Source organism: Tistrella sp., from assembly GCF_002684955.1.
Lineage (GTDB): Bacteria > Pseudomonadota > Alphaproteobacteria > Tistrellales > Tistrellaceae > Tistrella > Tistrella mobilis.
Genome location: NZ_NYWI01000076.1, coordinates 195,534 through 212,491 on the forward strand (window position 1 = coordinate 195,534; position 16,958 = coordinate 212,491).

General features: G+C 68.2%; 15 protein-coding genes. 10 read left to right on the forward strand and 5 right to left on the reverse strand.

What is annotated here, in order from left to right; genetic code table 11:
- Window positions 1-125 precede the first annotated feature (125 nt).
- Window positions 126-959 carry a gamma-glutamylcyclotransferase gene (locus CMO28_RS26275; protein ID WP_296719387.1) on the reverse strand — a complete coding sequence of 278 codons (834 nt, stop codon included), beginning with the start codon at window positions 957-959 and terminating at the stop codon, window positions 126-128.
- Window positions 960-1,220: 261 nt separating this feature from the next.
- Here CMO28_RS26275 and CMO28_RS26280 point away from each other — a divergent pair, with 261 nt between their 5' ends.
- The 3 genes from CMO28_RS26280 (at window position 1,221) to CMO28_RS26290 (ending at window position 5,264) form a co-directional block, all read left to right on the forward strand.
- Window positions 1,221-3,248 (forward strand): acetoacetate--CoA ligase, encoded by a 2,028-nt coding sequence (locus CMO28_RS26280; RefSeq protein WP_296719389.1) that lies wholly within the window; start codon window positions 1,221-1,223, stop codon window positions 3,246-3,248.
- A gap of 140 nt (window positions 3,249-3,388) precedes the next feature.
- Complete coding sequence (locus CMO28_RS26285; RefSeq protein WP_296719392.1) at window positions 3,389-4,321, forward strand: diguanylate cyclase; 933 nt, start codon at window positions 3,389-3,391, stop codon at window positions 4,319-4,321.
- A gap of 40 nt (window positions 4,322-4,361) precedes the next feature.
- Entirely contained in the window at window positions 4,362-5,264 is a 903-nt protein-coding gene (locus CMO28_RS26290) for a LysR family transcriptional regulator (RefSeq protein ID WP_062765414.1), read from the forward strand.
- A 21-nt stretch (window positions 5,265-5,285) separates the two neighbouring features.
- On the opposite strand, the gene CMO28_RS26295 is transcribed toward CMO28_RS26290, so the two are convergent.
- A complete protein-coding gene (locus CMO28_RS26295; protein ID WP_296719396.1) occupies window positions 5,286-6,362 on the reverse strand; it encodes a zinc-binding metallopeptidase family protein in 1,077 nt (358 codons plus the stop codon).
- 136 nt (window positions 6,363-6,498) lie between these two features.
- Window positions 6,499-8,661, reverse strand: a complete 2,163-nt coding sequence (locus CMO28_RS26300) for an anthranilate synthase component I (RefSeq protein ID WP_296719398.1) — start codon at window positions 8,659-8,661, stop codon at window positions 6,499-6,501.
- A gap of 377 nt (window positions 8,662-9,038) precedes the next feature.
- On the opposite strand from CMO28_RS26300, the gene CMO28_RS26305 reads away from it, so the two are divergent.
- The 7 genes from CMO28_RS26305 (at window position 9,039) to CMO28_RS26335 (ending at window position 15,092) form a co-directional block, all read left to right on the forward strand.
- A complete protein-coding gene (locus CMO28_RS26305; RefSeq protein ID WP_296719402.1) occupies window positions 9,039-9,365 on the forward strand; it encodes an ArsR/SmtB family transcription factor in 327 nt (108 codons plus the stop codon).
- On the forward strand, window positions 9,362-9,799 hold the full coding sequence (locus CMO28_RS26310) for a YeeE/YedE family protein (RefSeq protein WP_014744778.1): 438 nt from the start codon (window positions 9,362-9,364) through the stop codon (window positions 9,797-9,799). Before CMO28_RS26305 ends, CMO28_RS26310 begins: the two co-directional genes overlap by 4 nt.
- Before the next feature lie 60 nt (window positions 9,800-9,859).
- Complete coding sequence (locus CMO28_RS26315) at window positions 9,860-10,321, forward strand: DUF6691 family protein (RefSeq protein WP_296719407.1); 462 nt, start codon at window positions 9,860-9,862, stop codon at window positions 10,319-10,321.
- 4 nt (window positions 10,322-10,325) lie between these two features.
- A complete protein-coding gene (locus tag CMO28_RS26320; RefSeq protein WP_296719409.1) occupies window positions 10,326-11,234 on the forward strand; it encodes an MBL fold metallo-hydrolase in 909 nt (302 codons plus the stop codon).
- Window positions 11,235-11,282: 48 nt separating this feature from the next.
- Window positions 11,283-11,501 carry a DUF2892 domain-containing protein gene (locus CMO28_RS26325; RefSeq protein WP_416370984.1) on the forward strand — a complete coding sequence of 73 codons (219 nt, stop codon included), beginning with the start codon at window positions 11,283-11,285 and terminating at the stop codon, window positions 11,499-11,501.
- Window positions 11,502-11,544: 43 nt separating this feature from the next.
- A complete protein-coding gene (locus CMO28_RS26330) occupies window positions 11,545-13,299 on the forward strand; it encodes a SulP family inorganic anion transporter (protein WP_296719412.1) in 1,755 nt (584 codons plus the stop codon).
- A gap of 146 nt (window positions 13,300-13,445) precedes the next feature.
- Entirely contained in the window at window positions 13,446-15,092 is a 1,647-nt protein-coding gene (locus tag CMO28_RS26335) for a glycosyl hydrolase family 28-related protein (protein ID WP_296719414.1), read from the forward strand.
- A 42-nt stretch (window positions 15,093-15,134) separates the two neighbouring features.
- On the opposite strand, the gene hxsA is transcribed toward CMO28_RS26335, so the two are convergent.
- On the reverse strand, window positions 15,135-15,743 hold the full coding sequence (hxsA, locus tag CMO28_RS26340) for a His-Xaa-Ser repeat protein HxsA (protein ID WP_296719417.1): 609 nt from the start codon (window positions 15,741-15,743) through the stop codon (window positions 15,135-15,137).
- Window positions 15,731-16,957, reverse strand: coding sequence for a His-Xaa-Ser system radical SAM maturase HxsC (hxsC, locus tag CMO28_RS26345; RefSeq protein WP_296719423.1), 1,227 nt, complete (start codon window positions 16,955-16,957; stop codon window positions 15,731-15,733). The genes hxsA and hxsC overlap by 13 nt, the downstream gene beginning before the upstream one ends.
- Window position 16,958 lies beyond the last annotated feature (1 nt).

A 16,958-nucleotide genomic window follows, 5' to 3' on the forward strand; every position in this document is an offset into this window, starting at 1 on the left:
CTCCTGCGCGGCCCGGTCGCCGCCCGCGGTGGCGCGCCCGTTCCACAGTGCAGGGCGCATGATGTGTCCTGGTTAACCCGTGGTGACGGTCCTGTCCACAGCATTCCGCGTGACGAATATGGGACTCAGCGACCACTGATGTCTGGGGGCATATCCGTGTACGCCTGTTGGTGGTATTCCACCCGTGATAGCAGGGCGACCATGCGCCGGTCGTGGATGCCGGCGGCGTCGAGCGCCCCCACGCAGGCCCGCAGATAGTCGGCCGACGAGCCCAGCTCGCCGGTGGCATGGGCGATGATCCGGGCGGTCTGGTCTTCGGTCAGCCGGCCGGCATAGCGTTCATGGGCGGGGTTGATCACGAAAGTCAGGGCCGGCACGGGCCCGTCGGGTGTCTGGGCCGATACCCAGCGCGGCAGGTAAGAGGCGGTCAGCATCTCGCGCCGCCAGATCAGGGCAAGTTCGGCGCGCCAGTCGGCCGGGTCGGGCATCAGGGTCATGGCGGTGCACGACCCGCCGCGGTCGAGCGCCAGCATCAGCCCGGGCTGATCGGGCGTGCCGCGGCCGAAGGGCATCCACAGGCAGAAGCTGCGGTGCAGCCCCACCACCCGCGCGCGCCGCCGCTCGGTGATCGCCACGCAGGGGTTCCACATCAGCGAGCCATAGCCGAACAGCCGCGGCGCGCCGCCCGCGAAGGCGCCGGGCGGGGCGGTGTCGAGCATCTCTTCCAGCGATTGCGCCAGCTCGGCATCGTCCAGAATATGGATGTGCGGATAAAGCCGGGCGAAGCGGCGGCGGATCTCGTCGGCCTGCAACATTTCGCGGGTGACGCCATGCGGCCCGCCGCCGGCGAGCGGCCCATCCGCCGTTCCGGAGCCAATCGTTCCGGAGCCGGTGGTGGTTCCCGAAGCGGCGGTGGTCTCGGAAAGGGCGGCCGCACGCCCGTTGTCGGGTGAGGTCATGCCGTGGCGTCACCGATGATGGCCGGCGGCCTGCGGAAGTGTGGCGCAGGCCCCGTGGAGAATGACAGTATAGCGACGCAGCGACCTTTTGTCTCGGCGCGCCGCAGCGGCGAGCGCAATTGATCGGCATGCGAAATAATACAACAGTCTTGCGTATCTTGCCTCTCAGAGGCTAACACTTGGACGACACGAACGGCCCCGGGCAGGGAAACGGCCGGTGAAGACCGGCACAGCCGAGGGCCGCGCCCCAGGAGGAAGCACATGCCCATGCGTATCGAAGAGGGCGCCGAACTCTGGCGCCCCTCGGCCGAGACCGTCGAGGCCGCGCGCATCACAGATTTCATGCGCTGGCTCGCGGCCGAGCGCGGCGTCGAAACCGGCGATTACGAGGCGCTGCGCCGCTGGTCGGTGACCGAGCCCGCGGCCTTCTGGCAGGCGCTGATCGACCGCTTCGGCATCCGCTTCTCCAACCCGGCCGAAACCGCGATCGCCTCGGAAGAGATGCCGGGGGCGGTGTGGTTTCCGGGGGCGACGATCAACTATGCCCGGGTCGCCTTCGATCAGGCCCGGCCGGGCGAGGTCGCGATCTTCCACCAGTCGGAAGTCCGCCCGCTCCAGGCGCTGACCTGGGACGCGTTCGAGGTGAAGGTGCGGGCGCTGATGGGCCGGCTGCGCGCCATGGGCGTGAAGCCCGGCGACCGGGTCGCGGCCTATCTGCCCAACACGCCCGAGGCGGCGATCGCCTGCCTGGCGGCGACCGGCGTCGGCGCCATCTGGTCCAGCTGCTCGCCCGATTTCGGCACCCGATCGGTGCTCGACCGTTTCGGCCAGATCCGGCCGAAAGTGGTGTTCGCGGTGGACGGCTATGCCTATGGCGGCCGGCAGTTCGACCGGCGGGCGGTGGTGAAGCAGATCTTCGAACATCTGCCCGATGCCGAGCATCTGGTCTTCCTGCCCTATCTGAACCCGGCCGATCGCGGCCTGCCGGTCGAGAGCGCCGTGCTCTGGGACGATCTGGTCGAGGGGCCCGAGGCGATGGCCCTTGCCGCGACCCAGGAATTCGAAGAGGTGCCGTTCGAACACCCGCTCTGGATTCAGTATTCCAGCGGCACCACCGGCCTGCCCAAGGGCATCGTCCACAGCCATGGCGGCATCGTGCTGGAGCATGTGAAGAGCCACGGCCTTGCGGGTGATCTGAAGCCCGGCGACCGCTTCATGTGGTTCACCACCACCGGCTGGACGATGTGGAACAGCCAGCTGTCGGGGCTGCTGGTCGGCGCGACGCTGGTGATCTATGACGGCAACCCGGCCTGGCCCGACCCCTATCCGCTCTGGCGGCTGATCGAGAAGACGAAGCTCAACGTCTTCGGCACCTCGGCCGCCTGGCTGACGGCCCAGGCCGCCGCCGGGGCCGAGCCCGGTGCCATGTTCGACCTGTCGGCCCTGCGCTCGATCGGTTCCACCGGCTCGCCGCTGCCGCCCGAAGGCTATGCCTTCGTCTACGAAAAGGTGAAGCGGGATCTGTGGCTGAACGCGATCAGCGGCGGCACCGACACCTGCGCCGCCTTCGTCGGCGGATCGGTCATTCTGCCGGTCAATGCCGGCGAGATGCAGGCGCGGGCGCTTGGCGTCGATGTCGCGGCGCTGGACGACGAGGGCCGCGAACTGATCGACGAGGTGGGCGAACTGGTGATCCGCCGGCCGATGCCTTCGATGCCGGTCATGTTCTGGAACGACGAGGACGGCAGCCGCTATCGCGAAAGCTATTTCGAGATGTATCCCGGCTGGTGGCGCCATGGCGACTTCCTGAAGATCACCAAGCGCGGCACCGCGGTGATCTATGGCCGGTCGGACAGTACGCTCAACCGTCACGGCATCCGCATCGGCACGGCGGAGGTCTATCGCGTGGTCGACAATCTGCCCGGCGTGCGCGACAGCCTGATCGTGAATCTGGACCTGCCTCATGGCCGGTTCTTCATGCCGCTCTTCGTGTCGCTGGAAGAGGGGGCGAGCCTGGACGAGGCGTTGCAGAACCGGATCCGCCGCGAGATCCGCGAGGCCTGCTCCCCCCGTCATGTGCCCGATGTGATCGTCGAGATCCCCGACGTGCCCTATACGCTGACCGGCAAGAAGATCGAGGTGCCGGTACGCCGCATCCTGATGGGGGCGCCGATCGAGAAGGCGGCCAATCCGGGGGCTATGCGCAACCCGGAAAGCCTCGACGTCTTCGTCGCCTATGCCGACGAGGTCCGCCGCCGGATCCGCGATGCGGAAGAGACTGCGGCCTGAGCCGGGCTTTGCCCCGCCGCCAGCGCGGCGGGGCGTTTCCTCTGAACTCTTCATGGTTTCTTATCCGGGACGGCCCATATTCTAACCTCATGACGGCCCGACCAGCTGGTTGCGGAGGGGCCGGCTGGGGAGGGGGATGGATGGCCAATATCCTGACCGGTGAGACCGCGATCTCGCTGCCGGCGCTGTTCGCAGCGCTGCCGGTCGCGGTGGTGCTGATCGGTCGCGACGGCCGCATTCTCGCCGCCAATCCTGCGACGGCGGCCCTGCAGAAGGGCCCGCCCGAGGCGATGCTGGGCCAGCACGTCGCGCATATCCATCCCGACGCGCCGCGCAATATGGCACGTGACCTCTGGTTCGCCGAGGCGGGTATCGAGGTTCCGGATCATGAGACCATTTTCGGCGACCGGCAGTATCAGGTATCGGTCCGTGCCGTCCGCAACGACGCGGGCGAGGTGGCGGCCTTCGTGGTCGCCTTCACCGATATCAGCCGGTTGAAGCGGGTTGAACGGCGCCTGTCCGAAACAAACCGGCGGCTGAAGGCGCGGGTCTGGGAAGACCACCTGACCGGCATTCCGTCCCGCCGCTATCTGGATGCGGCCCTGGCGCGCGAGGTTCGCCGTGCCCGACGTGGCGGGCAGGCGCTGTCGATCGTGATGGCCGATATCGACCGGTTCAAATCCTATAACGACCGCTATGGTCATCCGGCCGGCGACGACTGCCTGCGTCTGGTGGCGCAGGCCGCTTCGGCGGCGCTGGGCCGGGGCGAGGACGAACTGTGCCGCTATGGTGGCGAGGAGTTCGTCGCCATCCTGCCCGGAACCGGCACCGATGGTGCCGCCGATGTCGCCGAGCGGATGCGCCGCGCGGTGGCCGACCAGGCGATCCCCCATGACGGGGTGCCGTGGGGCCATGTGACCATCAGCCTGGGGGTCGCCAGCCTGCCGGCCGTCGATCATGGCAGCCATCGCGACCGTGATGCCCTGATCGCAGCCGCCGATGCCGCCCTCTACGCCGCCAAGGCGGCCGGCCGCGATCGGGTGGCGCGGGCAGGGCAAGACGGCGCCGATTGAAGCCGCTTGCATGGCAGCGGCGGCGCCCTAGACTGCCGCCATGGTCGATTTCCGCAGCCTGGAGAGCTTCGTCTGGATCGCCCGCCTCGGCAGTTTCCGGGCGGCGGCGGACAAGCTGAATGCGGCACAACCCTCGGTTTCGGCGCGTATCGCCAAGCTGGAGCAGGAGCTGGGCGTCCAGCTCTTCGATCGCAGCGCCCGCAATGTGACGCTCACCTCGAAAGGGCGGGTGCTGCTGGACTATGCCGAACGGCTGCTGGGGCTCAGGGCCTCGATGCTGTCGGCTGTGGCCGATATTTCGGGGCTGGGCGGCACCATCCGCATGGGGGCGGCCGAGACCATCGTCCACACCTGGCTGCCGCGGCTGATCGAGCGGATCCACAAGCATTACCCGGGTGTCACGCTGGAGCTGGAGGTCGATACCTCGCTCAACCTGCGTGACGGGCTGGTCAATCGCGGGCTGGACATCGCCTTCCTGCTGGGACCGGTCAGCCAGCCGACGGTACAGAACCGGCCGCTCTGCCACTATCCCCTGGCCTGGGTGGCGAGCCCCAGGCTGGGGCTGCCGCGCGACGGCGCGGTCACGCTCGACACCCTCGCCAACTGGCCGATCATCACCTATCCGCGGCTCAGCCGGCCCTATATCGCCATTCAGGACATGATGCACGGCCTGCCCGGGCGCCGGCCGCGGATCTACGGCTCCAGCTCGCTCGCCACCATCGTGCGGATGACCCTGGACGGCATCGGGATCAGCGCCATCCCGCCCCGGATCGTGCGCGAGGAACTGGCGTCCGGCGCCCTGCATCTGGTGGAAACCGATGCCGCCGCCATGCTGCCGGGGATGGATTTCACCGTATCCTGGCAGGCCCAGGCCGACACGCCCCTGGCCCGTGCCATTGCCGAAGCCGCGATCGAGACCGCGGCAGGCGATACCGAGGCCTGAGGGGGCTCGGTCCGGGTGGGGTCAGCCCGCCTCGCGGATCAGGTCGTGGACGAAGCGCAGCTTGTCGATCACCGCAGGCGCCAGCACAAAGGGATAGAGATCCTGCTGGCCCATGCTGCGATTGAGGCTGTTGACGGCATAGGTCAGCGGCAGCCAGGCCTCGATCAGCGGTGCGAAATCGCGCTGGCGATAGGCGTCGAAATCATAGGCGACGTCGCTGGGGGCGGCGGGATCCAGGATGTTCTGCGGCTTCAGGCGGATGCCGAAGGCATGCGCCGTTTCCAGCGTGTCGACGATGTGCAGGTAATGCGCCCAGGTCTCGGCGAAATCCTCCCAGGGGTGAGAGGCGGCATAGGTCGACACGAAACGTTCCTGCCAGTCGGCCGGCGGGCCTTCGGCATAGTTGCGGGCCAGCGCTTCGGCATAGTCGCAGCTCTCGTCGCCGAACATCGCCCGGAACCGGTCCAGCCGGCTGAGGGACGGATCGGCGTCGCGGATCAACCGGTTCCAGTAATAATGGCCGATCTCGTGGCGGAAATGGCCGAGCAGGGTGCGGTAGGGTTCGCCCATGTCGCGGCGGATCCGCTCGCGCTCGGCATCATCGGCCTCGGCGACGTTGATGGTGACCAGCCCCTCGGCATGGCCGGTCATGATCCGCGGCGCCTCGGGGTCGACATCGGCCAGGAAGTTGAAGGCAAGCCCCCCGACCGGATCCTCCCATTTGGCTGCGACCGGCAGGCCCAGGCGGAGCAGGGCATAGATCAGCCGGTGTTTGGCCGCCTCCAGCCTCTGCCAGGCCGCGAGATTGGCCGGCACGGCCAGGTCCGGCACGGTGCGGTTCAGCCGGCAGGCCTTGCACCAGGCATGCGGGCTGCTGGTCGGGATCAGCCAGTTGCAGGCGTCGTGGGTGGCATTGGCGCAGAAGCGGAACATCTGATCGGGCATCGCCAGCGGCCGCCAGCGCCCGCCGGTTTCAGGCTCCAGCGCGCTCAACGTCGTGGCATCCGGCAGATAGCCCAGCCGGTGCCCGCAGCGCAGGCAGGTTGTGTTCTCGAAGAACAGGGTCTGGCTGCAGTTCTGGCAGGAAAAAAGCTTCATTCGGGCGGGGCATCCGATCTTGTCGCGCAACCGGTCCGCTGCACACGGATTGCGTGCGGCAGACCGGTCATCCGCAACGATATGAGAGACGCGCGAAGTGTGTCCAAGCCTTTTCTGATCGGAATGCCGGGTGGCTTCATCCAAGTCCGCGGCAGAGATTGGCGATCATGCGCGGGCCCGCCTCGTCCTGAAGGCTGAGCAGGCTTTCGGGGTGGAACTGCACGGCGCGGATCGGCTGCTCGCGGTGGCGCAGGGCCATCACGATCCCGGCCTCGTCGACGGCGGTCGCTTCCAGGCAGTCGGGCAGTTCTGCGGCGAACAGGGAATGGTAGCGGCCGATGGTGATCTGCTCCGGCAGGCCCTCGAACAGCAGATCGGGGATAAGGATGCGGATGCGCGACGGCTTGCCGTGCATCGGCACCGGCAGGCGGCCCAGCCGGCCGCCGAAATACTCCACGATCCCCTGCAGGCCCAGGCAGACGCCGAAAATCGGGATGCGGGCGGCGGTCAGCAGGTCGAGCGTGGCGTTCATGCCGAAATCCGCCGGCGATCGGGGCCCGGGGGAGAGCACAGCCAGATCGGGGGCCAGGCGGGCGGGCAGGTCGGCCGCGAGCGGCGCGCGCCAGGTGACGGTTTCCGCGCCGGTCGCCTTCAGATAGGCCGAGAGCGTGTGGACGAAACTGTCCTCGTGGTCGACCAGCAGGATCCGGCGGCCCTTGCCCGGACGGGGCGGCACGGCCTCGCGGCGCTCCTGATCCGGACGCTCCAGCACGTCGATCATCGCCGAGGCCTTGAGCACGGTTTCAGCCTCCTCCGCGGCCGGTTCGCTGTCGAAGAGCAGGGTGGCGCCGGCGCGGACCTCGGCCACGCCCGCCTTCACCCGGATGGTGCGGAGCGTAAGGCCGGTGTTCATGTCGCCGTCGAAGCCGATGCGGCCGATGGCGCCGCCATACCAGGCGCGAGGGCTCTTCTCCATCCGCTCGATCCAGCTCATGGCCGCGCGCTTGGGTGCGCCGGTCACCGTCACCGCCCAGCAATGGCTGAGGAAGGCGTCGAGCGCGTCATAGCCGTCGGCCAGCATGCCCTCGACATGATCGACCGTGTGGATCAGGCGGGAATACATCTCGATCTGGCGCCGGCCGACGATGCGCACGCTGCCCGGGACCGAGACCCGCGACTTGTCGTTGCGGTCGACATCGGTGCACATGGTCAACTCGGCCTCTTCCTTGGCCGAGGCGAGCAGGGTGCGGATGCGCTCGGCATCTTCGATCGCGTCGCGCCCGCGCGCGATGGTGCCGGAAATCGGGCAGGTCTCGATCCGTCGCCCCGTCACCCGGACATACATTTCGGGGCTGGCGCCGATCAGATGCTCCGACCGGCCCAGATTGATCAGAAAGCCATAGGGGGCGGGGTTGCGGCGGCAGAGGCGCCGGAACAGTTCCGACGGCGGTGTCGTCGCCGGACGGCGGAAGACGCGGCCGGGCACCACTTCGAACAGATTGCCGGCGGCGAATTCGGGCAGGGCGGCTTCGACCACCGCGGCATATTCGCCCGGGCCCATGTCGTCGGCCGCGGCATTGGCGGCAGGCGGCGCCGCGATGTCGGCATGCACCTCGCGCGGCAGATCGTCGGTGGAGGCGCCGTCGACGGTGAAGTCGTAGGCGATCGACCAGGCCCGGCGGGCGGCGTGATCGACCGAGATCACCCGGTCGGGCAGGTAGAGCACGATGTCGCGATGATCCGACATCCGCTTGCGGACCAGGGGGATACGCTCGAAGGCCAGCGCGATGTCGTAGCCGAAGGCGCCATAAAGGCCGAGATGCGGATCCTCGGGGCTCGCGAACAGATCGATGATCGCGCGGATCGCCGAGAAGGCCGAGGGCTGGCGGCTGCGGTCTTCTTCCGGAAATTCGGCCGGGCCGTCGAGAATGCGGGCGGTGACCTGGTCTTCGTCGATCATCAGCCCGGTGACATGGGGGTGATCGCCCAGCGCCCGGGTGATCGCCGGCAGCAGCACCCGGCCGCGGGCATTCAGCGCCCGGATGTCGACCTCGGCACCGGCAAGCCCGGTCATGCGCGCGGTAAAAACCAGCGGCGGATCGGTGAAGCCCAGATCGAAACGGACATAGCGGCCCGGATAGTCGTAAGAGGACGCAAGCAGCACGCCGGGCCGGGTGTCGAGCGCATCGATCAGCGGCTGGGTGGCACCGTCATGGGGCAGGGCCTCGACATGGCGGCGCACGATCACGCCGCCGGCGGTGCGCCAGCTGGACGGGGCGGGGATGGTCTCGGCGGTCATGCGGCGGGCTCTCCTTTGCCGTGGAACAACCGGATGGTCCGGCCGGATGGGCGGGAGAGCGGGCAGGGGTTGCGGCCCGCCCGCGTGCGGGCATGGGCGGCAGTCTCGGCCGGACCCCCGTCTTCCGGGGCGGCCGTGCGGTCGGTCAGACGCGCGTGATCGGCGACCCCGGTCGAACGGGGCCCCGCCACTGGCGGCCATGGATGGCCGGATATGTGCGCATCGTGATCATGACCTGAAGCATTGCCGAAATCGGGGCGCGCCGTCAACGCCCGGCATGCGGCAACCCGTCGCGGGCAGGGGCGGGAGGATCTTTCCGATTCGGGCTTGTGGAATCTGCGTATCTTCATATATTCAAAGGTATGAAGATCGAAGCCATGACAGAGACCGCCGAGCGGGTCGCCGAGTTGATGAAGACGCTGTCGCATCCGAAGCGTCTGCTGATCCTGTGCAACCTGGTGGAAGGCGAACGATCGGTCGGCGACCTCGCCCGGCTGACCGATATGCGCGAGACCGCGGTGTCGCAGCAGCTGGCCCTGCTGCGCCGGGACGGCATCGTCGCCCCCCGGCGGGAGGCCCAGAGCATCCTCTATCGCCTGGCCCGGCCGGATGTTGCGAAACTGCTCGGCTTTCTCTACGCAACCTATTGCACGCCTTCGGAAACCACCGAAAGTGCGGCACCCATCACGGAGAGCGTGGCATGACGCCCGAGATGATCCAGAGCTGGAGCATTGCCCTGATCGGCGGCGTGCTGATCGGGGCGGCCGCGGTCTGGCTGATGGCGGCCCAGGGGCGGATCATGGGGGTGAGCGGCATCCTGGCCGGCCTGCTGCCGCCGAAGCCTGCGGCGGGCGGTGATCGCGGCTGGCGCATCACCTTCGCGCTGGGGCTGATCGGCGGCCCGCTGATCGTTCAGGCGGTGACCGGCGCCCCGGCGATCGGCGCCCCGGTGGTGTCGCTGCCGCTCCTGGTGGTGGCGGGGCTGCTGGTCGGCTTCGGCACGGTGATCGGCTCGGGCTGCACCAGCGGCCATGGGGTCTGCGGCCTGTCGCGGCTGTCGCCGCGTTCACTGGTCGCGACCGGCACCTTCATGGCCACCGGTGCGTTGACCGTGCTGGTGATGCGCCACCTGATCTGATCAGGCCAGAATATTGAGACAACACGCTATCCGCATAGCCTGCGGATCAAGGAGACGTTCATGCTCAAGCTCGCCTCAGGGTTGATCACCGGTCTGATCTTCGGTGCCGGTCTGGCGCTTGCCGGGATGACCGATCCGGCGGTGGTGCTGGGCTTCCTGGATGTCGCCGGTGCCTGGAATCCGGCACTCGCCTTCGTGATGGGCGGGGCGGTGATCGTGACCTTCATCGGCTTCCGCATCCTGCGCGGCCGCCGTCATCCGCTGCTTGGCACCGGTTTTTCCTGGCCGACCGCAACCGCGATCGACCGGCGTCTGGTCGGTGGTGCGGCGATCTTCGGCATCGGCTGGGGGCTCGCCGGCTATTGCCCGGGTCCGGCGATCGCCTCCCTCGCCGGCGGCCGGATCGAGGTGGTGATCTTCGTGGCGGCCATGCTCGCCGGCATGATTGCCGCCCGCTTCATCTCCGCCGCGCCGGCTTCGGCGTCTCCGGCCTCCGCGTCCCCCGCTGCCCTGAAGAGGTGATCCGATGTCCGCGACCGCGTTCCAGCCCGATTTCGCCATCCCCGCCGCCGTGGCGCCCGAGGTCGAGAGCTTCTTCGACCCGGCCACCTTCACGGTCACCCATGTGGTCGCCGATCCGGCGACGAAGCGGGCGGCGATCGTCGATCCGGTGCTCGACTACGACCCGGCCTCGGGCCGGACCTCGACGCAGTCGGCCGATGCCGTGATCGCCCATGTCCGCGCCCGGGGCCTGACCGTCGACTGGATCCTCGAGACTCATGTCCATGCCGATCACCTGTCTTCGGCGCCCCATATCCGGGACGCGCTGGGCGGACGGGTCGGGATCGGCGCCAATATCCGCACCGTACAGAAGACCTTCGGCGACGCCTTCAATGCCGAGCCCGGCTTTGCCCGCGACGGCAGCCAGTTCGACCACCTGTTCGCAGACGGGGAGCGGTTCGCCATCGGTTCGATCGAGGCGGTGGCCCTGCACACGCCCGGCCATACGCCGGCCTGCATGACCTATGTCATCGGCGATGCCGGCTTCGTGGGCGACACGCTGTTCATGCCCGATTACGGCACCGCGCGCTGCGATTTCCCCGGCGGCGACGCCCGGGTTCTCTATCGCTCGATCCGGCGCCTGTTCGCGCTGCCGGGCGAAACCCGGCTGTTCATGTGCCACGACTATCTGCCCGAGGGGCGCAGCGACTATCGCTGGGTCACGACCGTGGCGGAAGAGAGGGCGCGCAACATCCATGTCCACGAAGGCATCTCCGAAGACGATTTCGTGGCCATGCGCCAGGGCCGCGACGCCACCCTGTCCATGCCCCGGCTGATTCTGCCCTCGGTGCAGGTGAACATGCGGGCGGGCGGGATGCCGCCGGCCGAAGCCAATGGCGTCGCCTATCTCAAGATCCCGGTGAACCTCTTCTAAGGCATCAGGATTCGGCCGGAAACCAAAGGGTCCCGACCGGGCCCGCAGATGACGGAAGATGAAAACATGAAGGCGAATGTCGGCGGTCTCGACCGCGTGCTGCGCATCGTCGTGGGCCTGGCCCTGCTGTCGATGCTGCTCTGGGGTGACGAGAGCTGGAAGTGGTACGGGCTGATCGGCCTGCTGCCGCTCGCCACCGGCCTGGTGCGCTGGTGCCCGGCCTATACGCTGTTCGGCATCCGCACCTGCCCGCTGGCGCGGCGCTGACCGCATAAACCCCGTCCCCCGCCTGAAGAAGGTCGACCTCGCCATGGCCCGTTTCCGTCCGGCCGCGCTCGACTGGCTGCGGCGCTATGACGGCCGGACGGCCGGCGCCGACGGGCTTGCCGCGGTCATCGTGACCATCATGCTGGTACCGCAGAGCCTGGCCTATGCCATGCTGGCGGGCCTGCCGCCGGCGGCGGGGCTCTATGCCTCGATCCTGCCCCTGATCGCCTATGCCGCCTTCGGCAGCAGCCGGACGCTGGCGGTGGGGCCGGTGGCGGTCATCTCGCTGATGACCGCGGCCGCCACCGCCGAAGCCGCAGCGGCGACCGGCATCGCGCCTGCCGCAGCGGCCCTGCTGCTGGCAGGGCTGTCGGGGCTGATGCTGCTCGCCATGGCGGCGTTGCGCCTGGGCTTCGTCGCCAATTTCCTCAGCCACCCCGTGGTCGGCGGTTTCATCACCGCCTCTGGCCTGCTGATCGCGCTGGGCCAGACCGGCCATCTGCTGGGCGTTTCCGCCCGCGGCGACACGCTGCCGGCCATTCTGACGGCACTTTACGACGGGCTGACCTCCCGCGGCATCAACCTGCCGACCCTGGTGGTGGGGGGGCTGTCGCTCATCTTCCTGTTCTGGTGCCGCAAGCGGCTGAAGCCGCTGCTGGTCAAGGCCGGCTTCGGGCCGCGTGCGGCCGATGCCGTCGCCAAGGCCGCCCCGGCCGTGGCGGTGCTCGCCTCGATCCTGGCGGGGGGGCAGCTGGATCTGGCCGCCGCGGGGGTGAAAGTCGTGGGCGCGCTGCCCGCAGGCCTGCCGCCGCTGACCCTGCCGCCGCTGGAGGCCGATGCCGTGCTGGCCCTGCTGGGCCCCGCCGCGCTGATCTCGCTGATCGGTTTTGTGGAGAGCATTTCCGTCGCCCAGACCCTGGCGGCCAAACGCCGGCAGCGGATCTCGGCCGATGCCGAGCTGGTCGGGCTGGGGGCAGCCAATGTCGCCGCTGCGGTCACCGGTGGCTATCCGGTCACCGGCGGTTTCGCCCGGTCGGTGGTGAATTTCGATGCCGGGGCGGAAACCCCGATGGCGGGCGTGTTCACCGCGGCCGGCATCGCGCTCGCCGCCCTGTTCCTCACTCCGGCCTTCCGCGATCTGCCGCAGGCGGTGCTGGCGGCGACCATCATCGTTGCCGTGCTGTCGCTGGTCGATCTCAAGGCACCGCTCAGGGCCTGGGCCTATTCCAAGGCCGATGGCATCGCCATGGCGGTGACCATTCTGGGCGTGCTGCTGGCGGGGGTGGAGGCCGGCATCCTGGCGGGGGGCGTCGCCTCGCTCGCGCTGTTCCTGCGCCACAGCGCCCGGCCGCATATGGCGGTGGTGGGACAGGTGCATGGTAGTGAACATTTTCGCAATATCGACCGCCACCGGGTCGCGATCTCCGAGACCGTGCTCACGGTGCGGATCGACGAAAGCCTCTATTTCGCCAATGCGCGGGCGCTGGAAGACCGGATTTCGTCGCTGGTCGCCTGCAGGCCCGCGCTTCGCCACGTCGTGTTGATGTGCCCGGCCGTGAACCTCATCGACCTTTCGGCATTGGAAAGCCTGGAGGCGATCAATCGCCGCCTGGCCGAGGCCGACATCAGCTTCCACCTGTCGGAAGTGAAGGGGCCGGTGATGGACCGGCTGGCGCGCAGCCATTTCCTGGACGAACTGACCGGCCGGGTGTTTCTCAGCCAGCATGCGGCGATGCAGGCGCTGGATCCGGAGATGACCCGGGCCGCTGACGGACTTGTGCGGGATGCCGCTTCCTGATCCTGTTGCCGCAAGTTGCAACAGACCACACGTGGCTATGCCTGGAGAACATCAATAATGTCGCCCTTGCAGCAGTGATCGTCACTGCAAGAGGGCGAGGAAACTGCACCTCGTCTTCGTTGCCACCGGAGAAAAAGGTGTCGATTATGACGAATACCATTGCGGACCTGAAGGCCCTTGCCGTCACGTCTTCCAACATGGAAGTCGAGGTGCTGGGCTACCACGCCGTTGCCGATGGCGGCGGCGGTCTGTTCGCCTGGCAGGCGGGTGCCACCGCCACCGATGACGGCGGGCTGTGGATCGAAAGCACGGTCGCGACCGGCGGTCTCTGGCAGCGGATCGTGGACAGCGCCGCTCCGGTCAGCGTGCGCTGGTGGGGTGCCCGCGGCGATGGCAGCACCGACGACACCGCAGCCATCCAGGCGGCGCTGGATGCCGGCTTCTCTGCGGTGCATCTGCCGGCCGGCGTCTATCCGGTTTCGGCCACGCTGACCGTGCCGGTGGGGACGATCGTCACCGGCGAGGGCTCGGGTGGCTTCCGCCCGACCGACGCCCGCACCACCATCGTCAAGACCAATGGCGACACCGGTGGCGATGCGGTGATGGAGACGGGGCAGTCCTGCACCATCCGCGACCTGAAGCTGCAGCCGCATAACGAGGCGGCGGTGACCTATGAGCGCGCGGTCTATCCCACCGGCACCGGCAACACTTCGATCGGCCTGAAGGCCGGCTCGGCCAGTACGGTCGAGGACGTGGTTTCGCTGGGCTTCGCCGATTCGGCGATGGTTCTGGGCACCACCACCAAGCTGATCCGCTGCCACATCTTGCGCTCGCGCCGGGGTATCACCACCAGCGGCTCGGACGGCATGATCACCAACAGCGTGACGATGTTCTGCCACGAGGCCGGCATCCTGCTCACGACGAACTACTGGATCATCACCGGCTGCCGCATCGAATGGAACGCCACCTACGGCATCCAGTCGAACAGCGGCGAGCACACCTTCACCGCCAACCTCTTCGACCGCAACGGCTGGGCCGGCCTGTACCTGAACGGCGGCTGGGGCAATGTGGTCACCGGCAACTACTTCTCGCGCAACGGCGCCGGTGGCGACGGCAGCATGGGGCGCTGGAACTGGGCGATCCCGGGCCATCGTGCCTATCTGGCACCGCCCACGCCGGCCGACAGCTGCCACATCAAACTCAACTATCAGCGCGACTGCACCATCACCGGCAACCGCTATCGTGCCGGCGTGGATGACGGCGGCAGTGGTGCCTTCGCCCCCGGCTATGTCTACAACATCGATGGCAACTTTGGGGCCACGTCGAACGTCACGATCTTCGCCAATGCCGGCGAGGGCGGGTCGACCGGCGCATTCGGCGGCTATGCGCTGAGCTATCCGGCCGGCTCGGGCCTCTTCGGCGGAACCGATACGGCGGATCAGCAGCTGGGTTATGGTCGGAATGTGCGTCTGGGTCGCGTTGCCACCCCTGGCACATCGACGCCGCGGCTGCCCTATGGCCTGCCGCAGGCGGCCTCGGTCGACGTGCCGATCGACCACGCGATCGGTGGGCGGATCAAGGTCTGGACCAATTCCTGGAACAGCAGCCCGTCCTATGCCGAAATCACCTTCACCCGCGCCTCGGGGACTGCCACGACGGCGACGGTGGTGATCGACAACGTCATCGGCACCAATGTCAGCGCCGCGGCCATTTCGACCGATCCTGCGGTCATGACGGTGACCTTCGCAGGCACCCGCTTCTACAACGTCTCCTACGACCTGCACACGATGTGAGGTCAGACCCGCCGGCTTCGTGCCGGCGGGTTTTTTTCTGCCTCACATGCCGGTGATGCCAAGCTTCACCAGCGTGTCGCCATCCAGTCGTCCGGTAACCGGCAGGCGGCTGTCGCCCTGGAAGGTCCTGATCGCAGATCTGGTCCTCTCTCCCAGAATGCCGTCCGCCGGCCCGGCATCATAGCCGCGGGCATTCAGGGCGATCTGCGCCCGCAGAACCATGTCGCGCAGCTCCTGACGGGTGGCCGCGACGGCATTGCCGGCCGCCGGGCCGGACGTGGTGGCCGAAGACCTGTTGCCGGAAGAGGTCTGGCCCGGTGCGGTGTAGAGCGGTGCCGTGTAGCTGGGGGCCGGGTAGGTCGGCACCGTATAGCCGGGCGTGCTGCGATAGCTGCTGGATGAATAGTGCGAGCGGTGGCTCGAATGGCTGCGATGGCTTGAATGGCTGCGGTGGCCGGCAAAGCGGTTCAGGCCGGCACCTGCCGCATCGAACGGGTTGTCGAACACGGGAACAGGCAGGCTTCCGTCCGGGCCGAATTCGGGTGCGGGGCCGCGCGCGGCAAGTGCCGGTTGTGGCAGAAGGCCTGACAGCATGGCCGGCAGGGAGAGCCCCGCCAGGGCCGTGAAGGTCTTTCTGATCAGACGGGACATGACGGTCTGGTTCCCTGATGGGCCGCGGGCGGCCAGTGGTCGAGCGGCTCGACATCGCGTCCGATCCATCGGCTGTCGGCCGAGGTGAAAAAGCCGGCGCAGTCCTGCCGGGCCGGGCAGGGGGCGCAGACCGGGGCAAAATCATTCTTCCAATCCGAAATCGACGCCCGGGCGAAAGCGAGAAGATCGGCAGGAAGCACGCAGAGCGGCAGGTTGTAGATCGATACCGTCATGCCGAGCGCCGCCAGCCGATGGACGGCGCGGGACAGGGCACCGGCATAGTCGGCCGGATCGATCCAGATCAGCGCGCGATTGCGCCGGGCGAAGCCCATCGGTTCCAGCCCCATGAAGGCGATGTGGGCCGCGAAGGGCAGGGCGCGATAGATGAAGCGCGCAAGCGCTTCCAGGCGCGCCACGGTCGGTCGGGTCAGGACCACACGGATCTCCACCGTCGCGCCGACCGCTGCAAGATTGTACAGGCCCGTCATGGTCTCGGCGAAGGCGCCTTCGGCCTGCACCACATGGTCATGCAGGCTGGCGACGTCGCCATAAAGGGGGATGCCCCAGGTCACTGCCTCGGGGGCGGCACCGGCCATGGCGCGTGCCAGGCCGGGATCGGCGAAACGCCGGCCATTGCTCAGCACATGCAGGGATGTTGCCGGCAGATGCCGGCGGGCGCTCCGGATCACCTCGATCAGGCCGTCATCGAGCAGGGTCGGCTCGCCGCCGGATATGCCGAGCTGGGTCTCTTCGGGGTCGATCAGCGTGATGATCCGCGTCAGATGTTCGACGCGATGCGTGTCGTCGACCTCACGCGGGGGCTGGGAGCACATGAGGCAGAGGCTGTTGCAGCGTTCCGTGGCAAGCAGGGTGTTCGCACGCGAGCCGCGCCGCCAGAGTATGGTGACGAGCCCGCCTTCGGGGGCGAGCCCGACGACGTCACCCGGCGCCACCAGATCCCGTCGGCTTCCGCCGCCCCACCAGGGGCCATGATACCCCACCGGCGGCGCGGCATGGCCGGCCCCGAAGACGCCGGCGGCAAGAGCCTCGATGCCGACAGGCAGAATGCCCGCGGCAAGATCATCCTGCCAGAGCAGGCAGTGCTCAATCGGCACCCGGCCGGTGGCGAGAACATCGATATCCGCGACCTTGGCGACGTCGACGGCGGCCGCGGGGCCGGTATGGATCAGGCGCTGATGCAGGGGCAGGGACATG

Bases quoted from the DNA above. Each gene is read 5' to 3' on its own strand.
- CMO28_RS26275 (WP_296719387.1), bottom strand. From the start codon at position 959: ATGACCTCACCCGACAACGGGCGTGCGGCCGCCCTTTCCGAGACCACC.
- CMO28_RS26280 (WP_296719389.1), top strand. From the start codon at position 1,221: ATGCCCATGCGTATCGAAGAGGGCGCCGAACTCTGGCGCCCCTCGGCC.
- CMO28_RS26285 (WP_296719392.1), top strand. From the start codon at position 3,389: ATGGCCAATATCCTGACCGGTGAGACCGCGATCTCGCTGCCGGCGCTG.
- CMO28_RS26290 (WP_062765414.1), top strand. From the start codon at position 4,362: ATGGTCGATTTCCGCAGCCTGGAGAGCTTCGTCTGGATCGCCCGCCTC.
- CMO28_RS26295 (WP_296719396.1), bottom strand. From the start codon at position 6,362: ATGAAGCTTTTTTCCTGCCAGAACTGCAGCCAGACCCTGTTCTTCGAG.
- CMO28_RS26300 (WP_296719398.1), bottom strand. From the start codon at position 8,661: ATGACCGCCGAGACCATCCCCGCCCCGTCCAGCTGGCGCACCGCCGGC.
- CMO28_RS26305 (WP_296719402.1), top strand. From the start codon at position 9,039: ATGACAGAGACCGCCGAGCGGGTCGCCGAGTTGATGAAGACGCTGTCG.
- CMO28_RS26310 (WP_014744778.1), top strand. From the start codon at position 9,362: ATGACGCCCGAGATGATCCAGAGCTGGAGCATTGCCCTGATCGGCGGC.
- CMO28_RS26315 (WP_296719407.1), top strand. From the start codon at position 9,860: ATGCTCAAGCTCGCCTCAGGGTTGATCACCGGTCTGATCTTCGGTGCC.
- CMO28_RS26320 (WP_296719409.1), top strand. From the start codon at position 10,326: ATGTCCGCGACCGCGTTCCAGCCCGATTTCGCCATCCCCGCCGCCGTG.
- CMO28_RS26325 (WP_416370984.1), top strand. From the start codon at position 11,283: ATGACGGAAGATGAAAACATGAAGGCGAATGTCGGCGGTCTCGACCGC.
- CMO28_RS26330 (WP_296719412.1), top strand. From the start codon at position 11,545: ATGGCCCGTTTCCGTCCGGCCGCGCTCGACTGGCTGCGGCGCTATGAC.
- CMO28_RS26335 (WP_296719414.1), top strand. From the start codon at position 13,446: ATGACGAATACCATTGCGGACCTGAAGGCCCTTGCCGTCACGTCTTCC.
- hxsA (WP_296719417.1), bottom strand. From the start codon at position 15,743: ATGTCCCGTCTGATCAGAAAGACCTTCACGGCCCTGGCGGGGCTCTCC.
- hxsC (WP_296719423.1), bottom strand. From the start codon at position 16,957: ATGTCCCTGCCCCTGCATCAGCGCCTGATCCATACCGGCCCCGCGGCC.